This is a genomic window from Flexithrix dorotheae DSM 6795 (genome assembly GCF_000379765.1).
In the GTDB taxonomy this organism is placed as follows: Bacteria; Bacteroidota; Bacteroidia; order Cytophagales; family Flammeovirgaceae; genus Flexithrix; species Flexithrix dorotheae.
The window spans coordinates 521,520-538,662 of sequence record NZ_KB903430.1; the positions used below are offsets into that span (position 1 = coordinate 521,520).

Consider the following 17,143-nt stretch of genomic DNA (forward strand, 5'->3'; position numbering starts at 1 on the left):
TTTATTGATAATCAAGGGATGAACCTTACTGGAAACAAATTATAATTTTCCAAATACCCTCTCGTTAGTTAGAGAATAACGAGACAATGATAGGCTCATTAAGTCCTTAGACTATTTTAATTGAGAATTATTTCACTTTCAATCAGGCAGTTGTAGCAAGAATAGTAAAGGTTATTGCAATATGACTACCCAATAAGTAAATAAATAAACACAAATATAAGGCTAATTGATTTCAATAGTAAGGATACAATAAAAGTGAGTTAAAATCCTAATAATCTTACTAACAAAAATTATTAACGCATTAAAACATTGCAAAAAATCATGCAAACATTGAGAAAACTAATAATTTATTCTTTTCTTCTTTTATTACCAGGAATATCCTCAGCCCAAAGCTGGCAGGAGTTTTACTCAAAAGGCCAGATGGCAGCAAAGAATGAGGACTATGTGAATGCCGTAAAAATGTTTGTAAAAGCACGAATTATGGTAAGTAATGCTATGGGAGATAAAAATGAAACTTATCAGACTATAGTTCAACAGCTGGCTTCGGCTTATTACCAAATTGGAGATTATCCTAATGCTACCACTAATTACCTTGATTTAGATCGGGTTTTTAAGGAAACCAGAGCCACATCCAAAGAAGCCTATGCCGATGTGCTTTTGGGATTAGGAAAAAGTTATGAAGGGGAGAAAAAATTCAGTAATGCAGCAGGATATTACCAAAAGTCACTTGAACTGAGGGAAAAAACCAGCGGAAAAGATTCAAAGGAGTATTTCGAGACTATGCACAGATTAGCTTACTTGTGTCTGAAAGGGAAAAAATATCCACTCGCTTCTAAATTTTATTCCGAACTATATGGTAAATCAAAAACTTTATATAAACCTGCCTCCGAGCAACATTTAAATGTAACTAAAGAATTTGCTGATCTTAATTATTATACAAAGAAATCGGAGGAAGCCATAAAGTATTATCAGGAACATATTAAATATAGTAAAACTGCAAAGGCTGAAGAAAAAAGCTATCTTGATTCTTATCATAAAATTGCATTGGCTTATAATAAAGAAGGCAAAGACGATCAAATTGTGGGAGCATATCAGGAATACCTTGAGCAACTTGAATTGGTTTATGGCAAAGCAGATGAGCATTTTAATAAAGAACTTTTAAGTGCTATTGAGGTATTTAAAGAACACCAGAAATTAAGCGATGCCATTCAGTTATTGAACCAGAAAGGGGCAGTTCAAAAAGAAAAAACAGGTGAAAAAAGTTCAGAATATGCCGCTATTTTAACTGAAATTGCTTTCGTCTATGCAGATCAGGATAACTTTTCGAAAAGTGAAGAATACCTAAAAAAGGCATTAGCCATAGAAAAAGAGGTTTCCGGGGAAAAAGATCCAAAGTATGCTATAGGAATTGACAAATTAGGGCAATTAAGTCTCGATCAGAAAAAAAATGATGAAGCTGAAAAATATTTTAAAGAGGCTCAAGCGCTAAGGGTAAAACACTTAGGAAAAAAACATCCTGATTATGCAAAAGGCCTTGACAACCTTGCCTCGTTCTATTTGACCAAAAATGATTTTGTGAAAGCTGATACTCTTTTGGTGGAAGCCATTAAAATAAAGGGAGAGGAACTAGGTAAAAACCATGGAGAATATGGAAAGTCGCTTGGGTTAATGGCAAAATCCCTAACCATGCAGGAAAAATATGAAGAAGCTGAAAAATATTTATTGGGAGAAAATAAAGCCTTTATGAGTTATTATGGCAGAATGAGTTTGGAGCACGCATTGAGTTCTAAAACATTAGCTGACCTTTATATGAAAGAAACAAAATACACAGAAGCCATAAAAGTTTACCGACAGGCCCTTAATCTTTTTGATGGAATAGGAAAAGGAAAAAGTGAATATACTGATGAAATTCATCAAGCTATAAAAGACGCTAACAAAGCAATGGAAGACAAGTAATTAAAAGTTCACCAATAAAAAAGCCTTTCGCACTGGTGCGAAAGGCTTTTTTATTGGTCTATATTTTTTAATTACCCAAAAAAGTAATTTCAATTCTTTTATTTTTTGATGGTTCATCAGGAAAAATTGGCTTTTCTGAGCTATAAGTTTTATAGCTCAGGTTACTTTCAGGAACTCCTTTCTCAATTAAAAAATCATAAATCGCCTTAGCTTCTTTTTCGCTTCGGTCATTATGGTAAGTATATTTATAAATAAATTCCGGTTCAATAACTTCCTCTATCAAACTGTCCGCATTATTTAAATTACCATCTTCAAATGTTTCCTCATTCATTTCAATTACTGTATCAGTTGCTGCCAACAAGGTAGTATCCTCCTTAATCAGGCCTTCATCTGAAATAGGGTATGCCATTGAATCAGGTTGCACCACATTTTCAATAGTATCAATAATTACTTCAGTCAGGTCAGGATTGCTTTGAATAGAATCTTCTAAATATTCTCCTAGATGGGCTCCAATTTCAATTTTAGTTTGCGGGTTATGTTTTAAAAATAGAAATAACCTTTTCAACTCCAGGGTAGATTCATCACTTAATTGGGCCGAATTTGGCTCAAAAACAATATTATTTAATACTATTGAAGAACCCGACTGGGGGATTTCCATTAAAATCTCTTCTTTTTCAGCTTTGAAATGTTCCAATCCAACTAAATCGAACATTTTACTGGAAAAAAAATACTTTTTATCTGCTGGAGTAACTGAAAAATCATATTTTGCACCTTCTTTTAGGAGCATATAAAAACTTCCGTCCCTTAAATCAGGTTTTATCAAGTGAACCAGCTCATGGTTCTTTGCGTCAAAAACCTGAATTGTAGCTTTTATAGGCCCCCCGGAATCCGAATCAAGGATTTTTCCCCTTACCTGAAGCACCTTTGCCGGCTGAAGCCCTCCTGGAATTTTTGCCATTACCAGTTTGTCCTTGTCCTTTAGTTTCATAGAATATACCAATAAATCTGATCTGGCGGGCACACTCACATACTGATCGTCAGCTTCTGAATTTACAAAATCATAAGGTACCGGTTCCGACCAAATTCCGTATGATTTTCTGGACATGTAAACATCTACACCTCCTTTCCCTCCAGGCCGGGTAGAACCAAACAACAAGGTATTATTATCAGGCATTATCCTCGGGGTCATATCATTTCCTGTATTTATTGGTGCTGGAAGCTCCACTGGTTCTCCCCAGAACACATTATTTTTCTTTTCAGAAACATAAATTTTACACCCACTTGCTCCATTCATATCCATTTGATCACATCTCATAAAATACAAAAACCTACCATCAGGAGAAATAGAAGGATCCCCTTCATGTGCTGGCGAATTTAAAGGCTTACCCAAATTTTGAGGATGTCCCCAGGTATTTCCAGACCGTGTAACATACCAGATGTCATAGCCTCCAATTCCCCCGGCCTTAAGAGTTGTATAAAACAAAGTTTTCCCATCATAACTAAGACTGTAACCCCTCAGGTGATTCAATTCAAAAGAATTATCAATAATGGTAAGCCTTTCGGCATCAGCCCATCGCTCAGGTCCTGTCTTATAGGTGAATTGCATATTTAGCCTTTTGCTGGAAACTTCATCCGATAAAAATACCATCGTATTTCCATCGCCACTTATACTCGGAGCAAGTTGATTGAGGTAAGGCGTATTGATATTTCTGGGGAAAAGCTTTTTGGCTGTTTCCTGACTAAAACAATTTTTCGGAACTATAATACCTAAAAAACAGATTAGTATGGAAAACTTAATGGTTTCAACTAATTTTTGGGGTTGGGCAGACATATTGGATTTGTTAATTTTCAAAAACTGAGAAATGGTATTAGATTAAATTTTTTACTTTACATTCAAAAAAAAATTAAAAGCATACTCTTAACTGAATAATTTATATTTTTACGCAAAAAATATGCATTTAATTTTATTAACACTTTAATAAAATGCATATACTACGTTTAGAAGCTATACTAAAATTGAAATTATGCTTTTCAACCTCCTAAATTTAATTTCGGTTATTTTTATGGAGATTTTAGAAAGGCTAATTTTAATGATTAGCATGAAAGATTTGGTTAACAAGACGTTTATCGCGTTTATTTGTTGATCATCCAAAAGCAATTTTTTTTATACAGAAAAATTGCCTGAATTAAACCACAGCTTGTATAGAAAGTTTAAAATGAAGTATTTTAGATATTATTTAATAGCCATCATTGTAATTATCATCGATCAGGTGACCAAATTATTAGTCCATAATAATATGGAATTAGGCTATGGAGGGCAGATTTCGGTAATTGGTGACTGGTTCAAACTTTATTACGTACTCAATCCGGGCATTGCTTTTGGAATTAATTTCGAATCTGAGTACAGTAAATTTTTTCTGACTGTTTTCAGGTTAATTGCAAGTTTTGGAATAGGATATTATCTATTAGTTAAAATAAAAGAACAAGCCCATACCGGCTTATTAATTTGCATCTCATTAATATTAGCAGGAGCTGTAGGTAACGTAGTTGACTCAGTGTTTTATGGCGTTTTTCTTGAAGGAAATGTAATCGATAATGCTTTTACCCCCTGGTTCCACGGACAGGTAATCGACATGCTTTATTTCCCCCTCATTGAAGGTACAATTCCATCCTGGTTACCCATTTGGGGAGGCGAACATTTTCTATTTTTCAGTGCTATTTTTAATGTTGCCGACTCTTCCATTTTTATTGGTGTGGTTACCATCCTTATTTTTCAAAAGAAATTTTTACCGAAAGAAGACGAGCTACAAGAAGGAGAGTATAGTTTTGATGGATTTAATCCACAAAGTTCTTCCGAAGAAGAAGGCCAGCCTTCTTCTACATCCAATGACATCGCCAGTAAAACGGTGAGCAGCAAGGAACAAGGTGATCTCAAAAATAACCCGGAGTAATCAAATCAATTTTTTTGATCTCCTTTCCCAGTGTATTTTCCTTAGTTGGGTGTATTACTATTTTCCTGGTTGGCCAGCGAAATAGAATCATCTAAAATAAATTCTGCTTTGTAATATTGGTTATACCGCTGTACAAATAATTTAATTTTCTTCCCTTCTTTACTGTGTAGCAACCTGACAATATCATTGAGAGAATATTTCGTTGCATTTACCCCATTGATCATAATAATCTGATCACCTTTTGCAAGCCCTGCAGCCATTGCAGGTGAGTTATTCCTGACTTTTGATATTTCGTAAATAGGCATCCCAGGCATAGGAGTGGTAATTTCCAGACCGCTCATATTGTACTGAAATTCTTTTTTGAAATTAGAATTGGGTTTTAATTGAATATGCCCCTCCGGATAATTAAAAATCACCCTAAACCTTTTAAGGACTTCTGCGCCTAAACTCCCGTTTCTGTCACTATAATCCAACGCCCTCTGAATCCCATCCTCATCAGGAAAAGAAGTAACAACCTTATCAAAAGAAAATTCGGCAATATTAAACTTTTGGACTCGGCCAATTTCCCCAAAAATATCTCCACTTAACCCAGCTCCTAAAAAGGAATGAACTGTATTATTGGGCACGTTAATTTTATCGTTGGTGATATCATAAATAGAAAGGGCATGACTGGCTCCGGAATCCACTAATAGTTTTACCCCAACAGTATCTCCATTTTCCTGCTCAATGCTTGCATTTATATAAGGCTTAAACTTCTCGATTTCAATGGGGACTATACCCTTTTGTTTTCCCGAAAATCGCTTTTTCCAATTTTTTCTTCTATACCTCTTCGGCTCATGTAACACCAATAATTCTTTTGGGTAATTTACTTCTACTACAAAGTTTTTAAAAAAGTCATAGCCAATTAAACCATGAACATAGGTTCCCATAGATGAGGAAAGGTGAAATACATCGTCCAGTAAATAAAGAATCTCGTGATTGTAACCAATAGCCCCATCAATTTCCAGTGTATTCCCGGTAGAATACAATGCTTTTACCGCCTCTCCTTCTCCAAGTCCGCTCAACTCCAGTTCTTTCATGTACTTCAAATTTAACTCTTCCCCATTGGGTAGCCCGGTGATGATGGTAGTGCTCACTCCGGTATCCAGGATAAACTGAAGCGTATCAGAACCATTAATTTGAAGAGGTATGATAATTAAATTATGAACTAGTTTAAAGGGTACAACCAGCGATTTCCTATTCTTTTTTTTAAATTTAAAGCTCTTAATTTCATACTGGGCATAAACATCGGCCGAAAAGCCTGTAAAAAGGAATAGTAATAATATTACAGAAAATTTTTTATATGTTGTTGAAACCATTTTTGTGACACAGTTTTCGGTTTTTAAAAGCAATAAATAACTTTAGTTTAGTCTGTAATGGCGTAGTAAATGATTGGGGAGTGCGAAATAATCAGCATTTCCCGTTTCTCTATGATAATCATCTGACCTGGAAAAATTTCCTCTGGTTTTATCCTATAATTTATAAAAATAAAGAACAAATCCCAAGACAAGTTTATACCAGGAATCCTTTTTTATGATAAAACAGGCTATACCAGGTATGAATGAATTTTCCTCTAAAAGAAGGGAACTACCTTTAAGCTACTTTTACTTTTTTCCTCAACACCTTTCCAATAAAAAAGGTAATTTAAGGTAGTCCATTTCTAAAACAGCCAATAGGAAATAGCTAAATGGAAGAGAAGAACATTTTCATATTACCAGTATCTTCAGTCCGTTCAATTTAAAAGGCGAACCATTTATTCCACCTTTCTTTGTTAGTTTTACCCCATAATGCAATTTTTTTTATTTGGTTACACTTTAGGCTATATTTTTTGATTTGCTATTTTTACAACCCGGTAAAACTATTGTTTTTTTATAACCTGAATTGAAAAACAACTCCTAAGAATTCACTAAAAATAAAATATGAATATAAGGCTGGGGCTCTATTATGTGGTAAGGTTTTACAGAAGAAATATTAATTTATTTTCATTTCTTTCTGTGTTGCTATTAATCCTGGTTTTGGATTTTTTGTTTAAAATAATAGTGCCTGATTCAATATTGGCCACTCTAAAAGGTATTTACCAAAAAGAGGGAGGAGGAATTGATTATGTGCCAGAAGTATGGCTGGGCCTGTTTGCTTTGGTATTAGGTACACTCATTATAGTGATTTCAATTGCCTCCCAAAAAACACCCAAACTAATAGATCTTTATATAGGAGACCAGGTAAGTTTGTTTTATATCTGGTTTATAGCGCTCGGCCTGGTGCACAATATGTATTTACAGCTGTACAAAAATGAATTGGACAGTGTAATTTTTAATACTTATTTTCTGCTTCCACTGGCCATGGTTTTCTCCACTCCTTATGTGCTGAGTATGTTGCACTACACCAAAACCAGCAATGTAATCCGGAAGATTTTTAAAACCAACAAGCAATTATTAAGCAGGCTGAGCAACGCAGGATATTACAATGCCATAGCTCATGAAGAATTGCAGGGTGGACTTTTCAATACCCTCAACCAATTGGACGAACTCCTTCAATTTGTGGAATTTAAGGAACCAAAAGCAGATATCATTCAGAAAATAAGTACTTCGGTCCAGAGTTTTATCGCCATCAAGGGAAAAATTAATCCTAAACTGTTTGATTGCGGAAAGCTGATCCAGTCGGATGTATCCTTCAAAACCATGACCGGCTATATGGAGGAATTATCCCAAAACCGTACTTTTTATGAATTAAAAGGCTTCCGATTATTATCCAATGCTTATTTAAAACTGATAGAGTCCGGAGAGTTTGACCTTGCTGCACTTTGTGCCCATGAGTTTAAAAAATGCGGAGAGGCCGCCATAAAGGCTGAAAATGAAAAATCTATCAATTTGGTTTTCATCCAGTTTAACACCCTGCTGAGATTTGGTATAAAACAAGGCACAAGAGAAAATGAAGCGCGTAATTTATTTAATACCATATTCCATTATGGTGAATTAATTCAAATTTTGATTCGATATAATTCCCCTGTCTTCGGAAAAGAATCCCAGGAAGCATTGATCAAAAAAAGCTGCCAGTACCTCCATCTTTACACTTTGGAAATGTACCGACTTGGACAGGAAAAATCAAGTTTTTTATTTCTGGTGGATGTATTCACCTGGGAACTCAAAACCATTCTCAAACTATTATTTCAGTTAAAATTTAATGATGATTTGCAAAAGGAGATGCTTTTGCTCTTTTTAAAGTTTGATGATCGGCCCGACCTTATCGTTCAGGAAAATATTTATACTTATAATTATGGTGTAAGAACCCTTCAAATCATTCTTGCCCTTTTTTATATTCATTTTGAGAAAACTGAATTCGCCATCCTGATTATTGATGACATTCTGGAAGATCACCAATCTACAGGAAAGGCTTCACTAAATCAGGCGGTGGAAACAACCTGTGAACGTATCTCTAATACCGGTCCTGGATTTTGGGAAGAGACCGACAGGGGAAATGCCAATTTCTATCATTCTGACTACAAAGATGCCTTACCAAAATTCAAGGAAATATTTCAAAAGGAAATGGATAAATTTTTCAATAATTCCTAAAAACTCCATTTTTTGCTGGTTAATCGATAGGATAATCCGGTATTCAGTTGAAAGCTATACAGGTGCAGTGAAAACTTCCCAGATTCACTTTGGAGAGGATTGAGATATCCCACCAAACCTGGTTCCACTCTAAATCCAAACCTTTCTCCGATTTTGTATTCCATTCCATATGCTAAAGAAACAGTGAAGTTTCCTGCATTTCCTAAATCCTGTTTATGCAGATTTTTAGTTTTACCGTCCACCTTAAAAACCGCCAATGGGATTATCCTTGCCCCTGCATCAGCCTTTAGGTAATTTTTTACTTTTCTGGCGCTTATAATATATTTTGCTCCGAAATCTATACCTACCAAATGGTAAATATTTTGGGTTTTGGCTTGCCGGGTTTCAAAGTAAGGGTTCACAACCAGCTGATTATCTGGTGTTATAGTGGTTGTCACACTATCTGGCACCACACTTTGGTAATTAAAACTTGTCTGGTAATTTATCATCTGATAGGAAATTCCTCCATAAAGTGAAATTTTTTCATTTAGCATTTTTTCCACCCCCAAATGTGCTGAAAAACCCATCCTTTCCCGGCTAAATCTCCTGTATGGTTCAATTCCGGTAATTAAAATAGGGTCAGCCTGATTGGAAGAAAAGTTACCATAGGAGAAAAGAGGAGCCACATAAGCCTGCAAATACCAGGGATTCGAATTTTTCTTTAAGGTGGAAAAAGGTTTTTCCTGCTTTTCAACTTCAAAAGAAGAGAAAGAAAGAGGTTCGGGTTTGTGACCAACATACAAAAGTGTTAGGTGTAAACTTTTAGGCATTACATCCCGTCTTTGCGATTGAATTGAAGCTAAATCTTGGTCATTGGTCAAACCCTCCCCTACTTTTCCCCTGTCATGATCTTTATTACTGTCTAGTTGCTGAATTTCATTTGATTTTAATTTCCCAGTTTCGTGAAGTTGTTCAACTACATTTAGCCGGGCATCTGGCATTTCCTTACTTTTGGAAACCATATTACTTTTATATCCATCCACGGATACTTTTTCGTTTTTCCACAGCAGTTCATTTTCATGAAATGCAATTTTCTCCTCCACCCCAAATTCCGAGGGTAAGGAAAACAAAACCACAGATAATATGGCCACTGAAAATAGTTTGATTCCCTTAATAAAAGGCCCTGGCCCGGCTATATTTCCCTTTATATTAGCCCAACTATCAGGGGAAAAATCTCCCTCCAGATCATGCAATCTGTTTTTCAACAGCTCATCAAAGCTCCGATTATCCGATTTGTTTTTCATATTTCAGAAAACCTAATGATTTCAGTTTTTTCATTAATAACCTCCTTCCTTTCAATAACTGAGATTTGGAGGTGCTAGTCGTAATTTTAAGCATTTTGGCAATTTCCTTATGCGCATATCCTTCTATCACATAAAGATTAAAAACCATTTTATATCCTTCAGGTAATTCATCGATTACCGACAGAATCTGATCTGTAGAAAGTTTCTCTATGGCTTCATCTGCATACCCATCCGGCTCATCCAGATCTATCACATCAAAATGCCCATGATGCTTTTTGTGTTTGTGGTAATAGTTAATCGCTACATTTATGGTAACTCTTCTAATCCAGGGAAATAGAGGCGTATCCTTTTTCAATTTATGGATTTGACTAAACACCATGCAAAAAGCTTCCTGAAACATATCATCTGCTTCAGCCTTACAATTGGAGTATCGTATACAAATACCCATCACCCTTTTCCCAAACACCTGGAAAAGCGTCTTCTGGTATTTCTCTTTACCCGCTTTGCAACCTTTTACAAGCTCTATTTCATTAATCATATATAGAAGCAACCCTGCATTTTTCTGGTCAATCCCGTTTCATTATTATTTATTATTCCTGTTTTACCTTAATATAAAGTCGTGCCTCCTTACACCTTCCATCTGTAAGGCATATTTTATAAGCCAATTTATCCACTCCTTCAAATCCTTCTTTAGGCAGGTAATAGATCACGCCATCCTCAACTACCGCTTTACCATGTCCAGGCTCAACACTAATTTCAAAATCTACATCTACATCACAAAGTCTGTCATTTTTCAACACATCAAACTTTTGCTGCTCAGGTTCGCTGCCCTTTTTGTAAGTCACTACAAATTCGTCATCCTTGGGAATAAAAATGCAATCATCAGGTTCACCAAGTCTGCCAAACACCTTTATAAATACTTCCTTACAATTGCCGTCCTTTAAACATAACTTGAAGCCAAATTTGTCCAAGAAAGTGGAATCAGATTTGGTGATATAAATTAATTTGTGGGCTTCCACAGAAACCTCACCCTGCTCAGGCTTTTGGGTAATTTCAAGGGTAGACCAGTCTACCGAATCCTTGCAAACTTTGTTGTACTCCAGAATATCATAAACAATTTCCTGAATTTCTTTTTCCCTATTTATTTTCCAATTCAACACCATATCCTCCAACATTAAGCAGTCCCTGTCTTCCCAGTGCCTGTCAACTTTCACTTTAACTTCACCTTCCTTACATTCTCCGTTTTTCAAACACAATTCATATTTAAAATAGTCCTCTCCACTAAAACCGGATTCTGGTTTATAAAAGATCACCCCTTCTAAAATTTTTATCTCCCCATGTGCTGGCTCGGAAGTTATTTTTAGCGATTCCCAATTGATGGAATCATTACAGACTCTGAGGCGTTTGATCAGGTTAATCTCACCATAAGGATTCCTCCAGGGACTAACTTCCATTGAAATTGGCATAAGTTCAAACTTACACTCCTCATCAGGACGACCATCGTAAACAAGAATTTTTATTTTTCCTACCTGGCAATCACCATTCTGATAACAAACCTGATAAGTAAAATAATCCTCTCCGGTAAATCCTTCAGCTGGCTCATATAAGATTGTTCCATCTTTAATTTCTACGTCCCCATTTGCGGGTTCATCCACTACTTTAAATTCTTCCCAATTAATTGAATCTTTACACAACCGGTTAAACTCCAATATGTCGAATTTCAACAAATGAGATTCTTTCAGATTTAGTTTAGCTACTTTATCCTCCAGATTTAGTTTACATTCCTTTTCTCTCTTGAAAACATAGATTTCCAGACTTCCTGTTTTACATTCCCCATTTTTGTAGCATATCTCATAAGTGAGTTTATCTTCCCCTTTATAACCTTCCTCCGGAGTATAAATAATGGAAGACTCAACAATCTCTGCTTTTCCATGCATGGGTTCGTCCACAATCCTGAATTTATCCCAGACTACAGAATCCTCACATAAATCATTATCCCTCAATACATTAAACGCTACCGAATCATGTTCATTCAGGTTCAATTTAAGGAAAGCATGCTTCAGTTCAATTCTGCATTTATCTTCATCTATTCTGTCTTTTAAAATAATATAGAGGGTCATTTCAAAGCATTTTCCATCTCCATTACAAATCTTGAATGTCAGTTTATCCGCCTCCGGGCTGTCCATTTTAGGATAATAATAGATTTTTCCATCCTCCCATTTCACTTCCCCGTATTCAGGCATTTTAGTCAATTCAAAGGAATCCCATTTCACACTATCTCCACATAATTTAAGGACATTTCTCAACTGGTACTCAAAAATTCCGTCAGCATTTCTTTCAAATTTTGCCCTGATTTCATTTTTAGGCACAAACTTGTCACAATCGTCCTTATCATCTTTAATGTTATCCCTAATGAAAATATGCATGATTCCAGGTAGTGTTTTCCCATTTTCTTCATCCACTAATTCATACACAATTCTGTCCTTGCCTTTAAAATCAGGATCGTTTGGCGAATAATTTATCAGCAGTTCCTCCACCTCAATATCTCCATATTTGGGTGATTCAATAATATTCAGGGTTAAATCCCCAATTTCATCTTCATCACACCTTAATTTTCCCAACAGTTTCTCTACATCAATTTGAAGAGAAGCTTCATAACTAATGGCATAATGGCTGAAAAGTCTTTTTTGATTACACGGAATTTGAGTGGAGTCCTTAGTAACCCGGCATAAAATTCTGCTCAACCTACAGGTTTTACCATTAATACAGAGATCGATGCCTATGGAATCAATCCCTTCCAGAAAGGTAGAATCCGGAGAATAAATAATAAATCCGTTTTTCAGTAATTCGGCTGTGCCCTTTTCCGGTGGGGTAACTATTGAAATAGAAGCCCCTGCATTTAGATTTTTTTTATCCAGAATATTGATGGCCGTGGCCTCATTGGGTAAAATCAAAATATCATCTTCTCCCTCAGGAACTGTAAGTATTTTGGAATTATCGGCTAAATCATCTTCCACAAAATTATCACAGCCTGCCAGCAACAGGAAAAAGGGCAGAATCCATAAAAAACCATGACCGGGAAATGATCTTTTGGGACCTTGAGGAAAGGATGAAGTAAAGGTGCGTTGCATTATATATCTCAGTTTTAAAAAATCTTCTTTCAAAAAAATTAAAGACGGGGTAAGAAAAAAATAAAGTTGATGGATCCATAAAAAGGCTTCCTACCCCTCTATAAAAGCAATACAAGAAGAATTACAAAAAGGCTGCCTGTGTTAATTTTTTTTTGAAAAACTTTGAATTATTGATGAGTGGGGAATTATGAATTACATTTGCCGCCAATTAAAATTTCAACTTAAAAATTAAATCATTCATTAACCAATCAAATTAACTATGGATTTTCAAACCAAAAACTATATTTTGTCTAAAAACCAATTCATTAAATCCGCACTGGTTTTATTGCTGGCCATACTTTTGAAAAGTAGTGCCTTTGCACAAAAGCCAGGCCTGGGTTTAGGGGTAATGATTGGTGAACCTACTGGTATTAGCTTCAAAAAATGGACTGGTGGTTCTTCTGCTATTGGAGGAGGTGTGGCCTGGTCGTTTTATGGAGAAGGTTCATTACATATTCATGTAGATTATTTAAAACATTTCATGAATACCGTAAGCGTAACTAAAGGACAATTACCTTTATATATTGGTTTAGGAGGAAAAATAAATTTTGCCAGTGAAACCCAATTGGGTGTCAGGGTACCATTTGGTGCGAATTATATTTTTGACGATGCCCCATTTGATGTTTTTATGGAGGTGGTACCTATCCTCAACCTGGCCCCCGCAACCGATTTTGACCTGGGGGCTGCCTTAGGAGCACGCTTTTATTTCTAGTGCGATCATCAAGAAATAGACATGAAATAAAATGGTGTTATTCAACTGATTATCAATACCAAATTGCTTTTACGTGATTAGTGTCTGTGGCACTAGCAAAGAGCCTGAGTTACTCCGGTTTTGCAGCCAATCCGAATGGATTGGCTTTTTTTATCAAATTATTAAAATCACTTCTCATTTAATATTTGTTATCTTAAGTAATTTCATTAATTTTGCAAATTCAAATTTACAGCGACTTATTTGCTAGTTTATAGATTTATTATATTATGAAAAAAGATATTCATCCGGATTACAAATCTGTTATATTTTATGATATAACAAGCGGTTATAAGTTTTTAACCAAATCAACAATGAATTCTCAGGAAACTGAGGAGTGGGAAGACGGTAATTCTTATCCATTAATTAAAGTGGAAATCAGTTCAGAATCTCACCCTTTCTACACTGGAAAAACCAACTTTGTAAGTAAAGCTGGTAGGGTTGAAAGATTTAACCAAAAATATAAGAAAGCAGCAAAATAAGACTGCTTGTTGGAGTAGATAGATTTCCCGGCAATGTGCTTTTGTCCGGATATTATATCAGGCTATTAAGAGACCACTGTTTAAAAAAAAGCAGTGGTTTTTTGTGTTTTTCACCAAATCATTATTCTAATCCTTTTTCTATTCACCAGCTGATAGCAGGAATAAAAAAAATCGATACGCAGGTACCGATTCCATCACTAATTTCCTCTGGGCATATTTATCCTATCCGATTCTGGCGGTTAATCAACTTCTCAGGAGACTTTAAGCTACTTGTTCAATCAGATTATTGGCAAATGCAATGTTGATCAATTCCACTACATTTTTCACGCTCAGTTTCTTCATGATGTTAAATCTATGTACCTGAACGGTTCGGATACTGGTATTGATCTGCGCAGAGATTTCCCTGGAACTCATGCCGTTGGCAATTAACTGCAAAACCTCCAATTCCCTTTTAGTCAGGTCAAAATCTTTTATTGTTTTTGATTCCTTAGGATTCCTGATTTTCAGGTAATTATTCACCAAAATCCCGGAAATAATGCTGCTGAAATATTTTTGCCCTTCATTCACCCGCTTAATTGCTTCTATCAATTCCCCTTCATTAGCATCCTTTAACAGATACCCTTCAGCCCCTGAATCAATAGATTGCATTACATAATCTTCAGATTTATAAGTAGTTAAAATTAAAGATTTGGTTTGATCGGAATATTCCGGGACCTTTTTAGTCACCTCAATTCCGTTAGGATTGGATAACTCAATAGCTAACACCAATACATCTGGCTGAAGAGCTTTCACTTTCTCCAAAGCTTCATCTCCATTGGAAGCCTCACCAACTATATATATTTCTTTCTCTTCTTTCAAAAGAGATTTTATTCCGTTTCTAACTAAAATTTGTCCATCAGCCAACAAGACTTTTATGATACCCATAGTTTTAAACTATTCAAAATTTAATGGTTGAATACAAAATCATTGTTCTTTAGTTATAAACCTCTCTTGTAAATGGTAATAATGTGTGCTTCCCCCCTACCAATCAACCTGATCAACAACAACCGGCTTTTGGTTTTTATTGACTTCGATGTTACTCATAGGCTTTTCCAGCATTTTTAATTTCAGGCTGGTAATCAGCCCGTTAATTTTTTCCTCTGTCGCTAACTTGTGCTTATTCCAGTTTTTATTTCCTTCGTAAGGAGGCCCTTCAAGGGGCTTGTAAATTCCTGAAACAGCAGTATATTTTCCATACCTGTTTAAGGAATAAGGCTGGAAAATAAAGTTGGTGAAAATATATCTATACCTGCCTTCCTTTACTTCAATTGTGAGATTATAGGAAATCTCCCCGTCTGCATGTTTGGCATATTCTCCCTTATATACTTTAAAAGCATACCTGGACTGAACTTTTCCGACTGCAGAATCTAATTCAATTGGCAATCCTGCTATTTTTTTGTCAATCTTTTTGGGATTTTTTTTCTTCTTATGTGTGGCATTCAATTCTGGTAAATGTAGCCCTGCCAAATATTGAAAAGCATTATTTAATAATACCTCTTTTTTAACAGAATCCACTTCCACAACTTCGTAAAATGTGATTTTACCTGTTTCACTTAAAGGCAAACCGGCTTGTTGGGCATTGAGATTTAAGCAAGAGATAAAAGCTAAAATGCTTATTAATATTGATCTGGTTAAGGAATGCATAGTGCAGATAGTAAAAAGAATATAACAGGAAAAACCCTACCTTTAAGCGAAGGTAAGGTTTTTCTTTGAAATGATACTTAAAAAGCAAATACTGCAGCCATCAGGAATTGTACAGCACTTCCTGTAGCAGCGCCATCGCCATCAACAAAAATATCTTTTTCTGCAGAATCTAATCTTAATTCAGGGATGAATTTAAGTGGTCCTGAACCAATATTTGCAGATACTGTAAATGCAGTAACAGAACTTTTTTCACCTTCCATTAGAATATTTAATTTATCATCAGAGAAATACTCACCTCTGAATCCCAATGCAAAAGCATCTGAAAGAGCATAGTTTACATATAAAGCACCTCCGGCAAAACCTCCGCCATCAGTTTCAGAACCATCGCCATTATCAATTTTAGGAGCAGAGTAAGAAGCCGCATTTAATCCTAGTAATAATGCATCTGAAACCTGATAAGTAGTGGTTAAATCAATTTCATTACCGTTATTTTCACCAGTTACAAAGTTGATGTAGGCATCCCATCCATCAACAGGAGACAGATATAATTGAGCACCAAATGAATTTACATCCATATTTCCGGCAGCATCATTCATGGTATATACGTTCCAGTCATTGAAAACACCTACCATCAAAGCAACTCTGTCAGAAACAGCATAGTCAAACTTCAAACCTGCATTTTGGAATGGACCGTTAGTGAACAGGTAAGAAGTAGAGTAGTTGAAGTTTGCAGTCGGAGAAATTACCTCATAACCGACAAATGTACCCATATACCCACCAGTTACACTTAATTTATCAGTAAGGGCATAAGAAACATATAAATTTTGAATATGAAAATCAGCATTTGGAATAGAACCATTACTTCTTGGTCCGAATGATAAGTCAGCTACGAAAGATGCTTTTCCCACTTCTTTAGAGGCAATTAAGTTTGCCATACCAATAGAGAATGAGTTCTGATCTTCTCCAAAGCTTGTTCCAATATTTGGATTTCCTGAAAAATCATACTTATAATAAGTATCAACTGAACCTGAAAGCGACAATGGAGCTTCTTCTTCTTCCTGAGCCTGAGCCACCATTACATTTGTAAAAATGAAAGAAAGTAAAATGATTAGATACTTGTTTTTCATAAGTCTTTAGATTAAAATAAAATGTTTGAGTTAATAAAAATCCTCTCTGAATAGAATAAAAAATCTCCACCATGCTTTTGGATTAGAAAGCAAAATCAGGTACGCTGAAAATTAGGTGAAGTGAAATTATTAAGG

At 35.5% G+C, this 17,143-nt stretch carries 13 protein-coding genes; 5 read left to right on the forward strand and 8 right to left on the reverse strand.

Features of this window, described 5'->3' with window-relative positions; all coding sequences use genetic code 11:
* The first annotated feature begins 321 nt into the window (after window positions 1–321).
* Window positions 322–1,956 carry a tetratricopeptide repeat protein gene (locus tag A3EM_RS0102165; RefSeq protein ID WP_020526521.1) on the forward strand — a complete coding sequence of 545 codons (1,635 nt, stop codon included), beginning with the start codon at window positions 322–324 and terminating at the stop codon, window positions 1,954–1,956.
* A gap of 67 nt (window positions 1,957–2,023) precedes the next feature.
* On the opposite strand, the gene A3EM_RS0102170 is transcribed toward A3EM_RS0102165, so the two are convergent.
* On the reverse strand, window positions 2,024–3,808 hold the full coding sequence (locus tag A3EM_RS0102170; protein ID WP_169513321.1) for an OmpA family protein: 1,785 nt from the start codon (window positions 3,806–3,808) through the stop codon (window positions 2,024–2,026).
* Between the two features lie 364 nt (window positions 3,809–4,172).
* Here A3EM_RS0102170 and A3EM_RS41280 point away from each other — a divergent pair, with 364 nt between their 5' ends.
* Window positions 4,173–4,907: a lipoprotein signal peptidase gene (locus A3EM_RS41280; RefSeq protein ID WP_044237285.1), complete on the forward strand. Its 735-nt coding sequence runs from the start codon at window positions 4,173–4,175 to the stop codon at window positions 4,905–4,907.
* 41 nt (window positions 4,908–4,948) lie between these two features.
* Here the strand turns inward: A3EM_RS41280 and A3EM_RS41285 are convergent, their stop codons facing one another.
* Complete coding sequence (locus tag A3EM_RS41285; protein WP_020526524.1) at window positions 4,949–6,265, reverse strand: PDZ domain-containing protein; 1,317 nt, start codon at window positions 6,263–6,265, stop codon at window positions 4,949–4,951.
* Between the two features lie 600 nt (window positions 6,266–6,865).
* Here A3EM_RS41285 and A3EM_RS0102190 point away from each other — a divergent pair.
* Entirely contained in the window at window positions 6,866–8,515 is a 1,650-nt protein-coding gene (locus tag A3EM_RS0102190) for a hypothetical protein (RefSeq protein WP_020526526.1), read from the forward strand.
* Here A3EM_RS0102190 and A3EM_RS0102195 read toward each other — a convergent pair.
* The 3 genes from A3EM_RS0102195 to A3EM_RS0102205 are packed head-to-tail and all read right to left on the reverse strand — an operon-like array spanning window position 8,512 to window position 12,929.
* A complete protein-coding gene (locus A3EM_RS0102195) occupies window positions 8,512–9,798 on the reverse strand; it encodes a hypothetical protein (protein ID WP_020526527.1) in 1,287 nt (428 codons plus the stop codon). The two genes, A3EM_RS0102190 and A3EM_RS0102195, sit on opposite strands and share 4 nt — an antisense overlap.
* Window positions 9,779–10,336 (reverse strand): RNA polymerase sigma factor, encoded by a 558-nt coding sequence (locus tag A3EM_RS0102200; protein WP_020526528.1) that lies wholly within the window; start codon window positions 10,334–10,336, stop codon window positions 9,779–9,781. Before A3EM_RS0102200 ends, A3EM_RS0102195 begins: the two co-directional genes overlap by 20 nt.
* 52 nt (window positions 10,337–10,388) lie before the next feature.
* Window positions 10,389–12,929 (reverse strand): Ig-like domain-containing protein, encoded by a 2,541-nt coding sequence (locus tag A3EM_RS0102205; RefSeq protein ID WP_020526529.1) that lies wholly within the window; start codon window positions 12,927–12,929, stop codon window positions 10,389–10,391.
* 259 nt (window positions 12,930–13,188) lie between these two features.
* On the opposite strand from A3EM_RS0102205, the gene A3EM_RS0102210 reads away from it, so the two are divergent.
* Window positions 13,189–13,680: a hypothetical protein gene (locus A3EM_RS0102210; RefSeq protein ID WP_020526530.1), complete on the forward strand. Its 492-nt coding sequence runs from the start codon at window positions 13,189–13,191 to the stop codon at window positions 13,678–13,680.
* Between the two features lie 266 nt (window positions 13,681–13,946).
* The gene (locus A3EM_RS0102215) at window positions 13,947–14,198 is read left to right on the forward strand and encodes a type B 50S ribosomal protein L31 (protein ID WP_020526531.1); all 252 of its coding nucleotides are present in this window, start codon (window positions 13,947–13,949) and stop codon (window positions 14,196–14,198) included.
* A gap of 261 nt (window positions 14,199–14,459) precedes the next feature.
* On the opposite strand, the gene A3EM_RS0102220 is transcribed toward A3EM_RS0102215, so the two are convergent.
* From A3EM_RS0102220 to A3EM_RS0102230, 3 genes are all read right to left on the reverse strand, one after another.
* Window positions 14,460–15,122, reverse strand: a complete 663-nt coding sequence (locus tag A3EM_RS0102220) for a response regulator (protein WP_020526532.1) — start codon at window positions 15,120–15,122, stop codon at window positions 14,460–14,462.
* A gap of 96 nt (window positions 15,123–15,218) precedes the next feature.
* Window positions 15,219–15,881, reverse strand: a complete 663-nt coding sequence (locus A3EM_RS0102225) for a DUF4468 domain-containing protein (RefSeq protein ID WP_020526533.1) — start codon at window positions 15,879–15,881, stop codon at window positions 15,219–15,221.
* Between the two features lie 77 nt (window positions 15,882–15,958).
* The gene (locus A3EM_RS0102230) at window positions 15,959–17,008 is read right to left on the reverse strand and encodes a porin (RefSeq protein ID WP_020526534.1); all 1,050 of its coding nucleotides are present in this window, start codon (window positions 17,006–17,008) and stop codon (window positions 15,959–15,961) included.
* Window positions 17,009–17,143: the final 135 nt, after the last annotated feature.

Bases quoted from the DNA above. Each gene is read 5' to 3' on its own strand.
- A3EM_RS0102165 (WP_020526521.1), top strand. From the start codon at position 322: ATGCAAACATTGAGAAAACTAATAATTTATTCTTTTCTTCTTTTATTA.
- A3EM_RS41280 (WP_044237285.1), top strand. From the start codon at position 4,173: ATGAAGTATTTTAGATATTATTTAATAGCCATCATTGTAATTATCATC.
- A3EM_RS41285 (WP_020526524.1), bottom strand. From the start codon at position 6,265: ATGGTTTCAACAACATATAAAAAATTTTCTGTAATATTATTACTATTC.
- A3EM_RS0102190 (WP_020526526.1), top strand. From the start codon at position 6,866: ATGAATATAAGGCTGGGGCTCTATTATGTGGTAAGGTTTTACAGAAGA.
- A3EM_RS0102195 (WP_020526527.1), bottom strand. From the start codon at position 9,798: ATGAAAAACAAATCGGATAATCGGAGCTTTGATGAGCTGTTGAAAAAC.
- A3EM_RS0102200 (WP_020526528.1), bottom strand. From the start codon at position 10,336: ATGATTAATGAAATAGAGCTTGTAAAAGGTTGCAAAGCGGGTAAAGAG.
- A3EM_RS0102205 (WP_020526529.1), bottom strand. From the start codon at position 12,929: ATGCAACGCACCTTTACTTCATCCTTTCCTCAAGGTCCCAAAAGATCA.
- A3EM_RS0102210 (WP_020526530.1), top strand. From the start codon at position 13,189: ATGGATTTTCAAACCAAAAACTATATTTTGTCTAAAAACCAATTCATT.
- A3EM_RS0102215 (WP_020526531.1), top strand. From the start codon at position 13,947: ATGAAAAAAGATATTCATCCGGATTACAAATCTGTTATATTTTATGAT.
- A3EM_RS0102220 (WP_020526532.1), bottom strand. From the start codon at position 15,122: ATGGGTATCATAAAAGTCTTGTTGGCTGATGGACAAATTTTAGTTAGA.
- A3EM_RS0102225 (WP_020526533.1), bottom strand. From the start codon at position 15,881: ATGCATTCCTTAACCAGATCAATATTAATAAGCATTTTAGCTTTTATC.
- A3EM_RS0102230 (WP_020526534.1), bottom strand. From the start codon at position 17,008: ATGAAAAACAAGTATCTAATCATTTTACTTTCTTTCATTTTTACAAAT.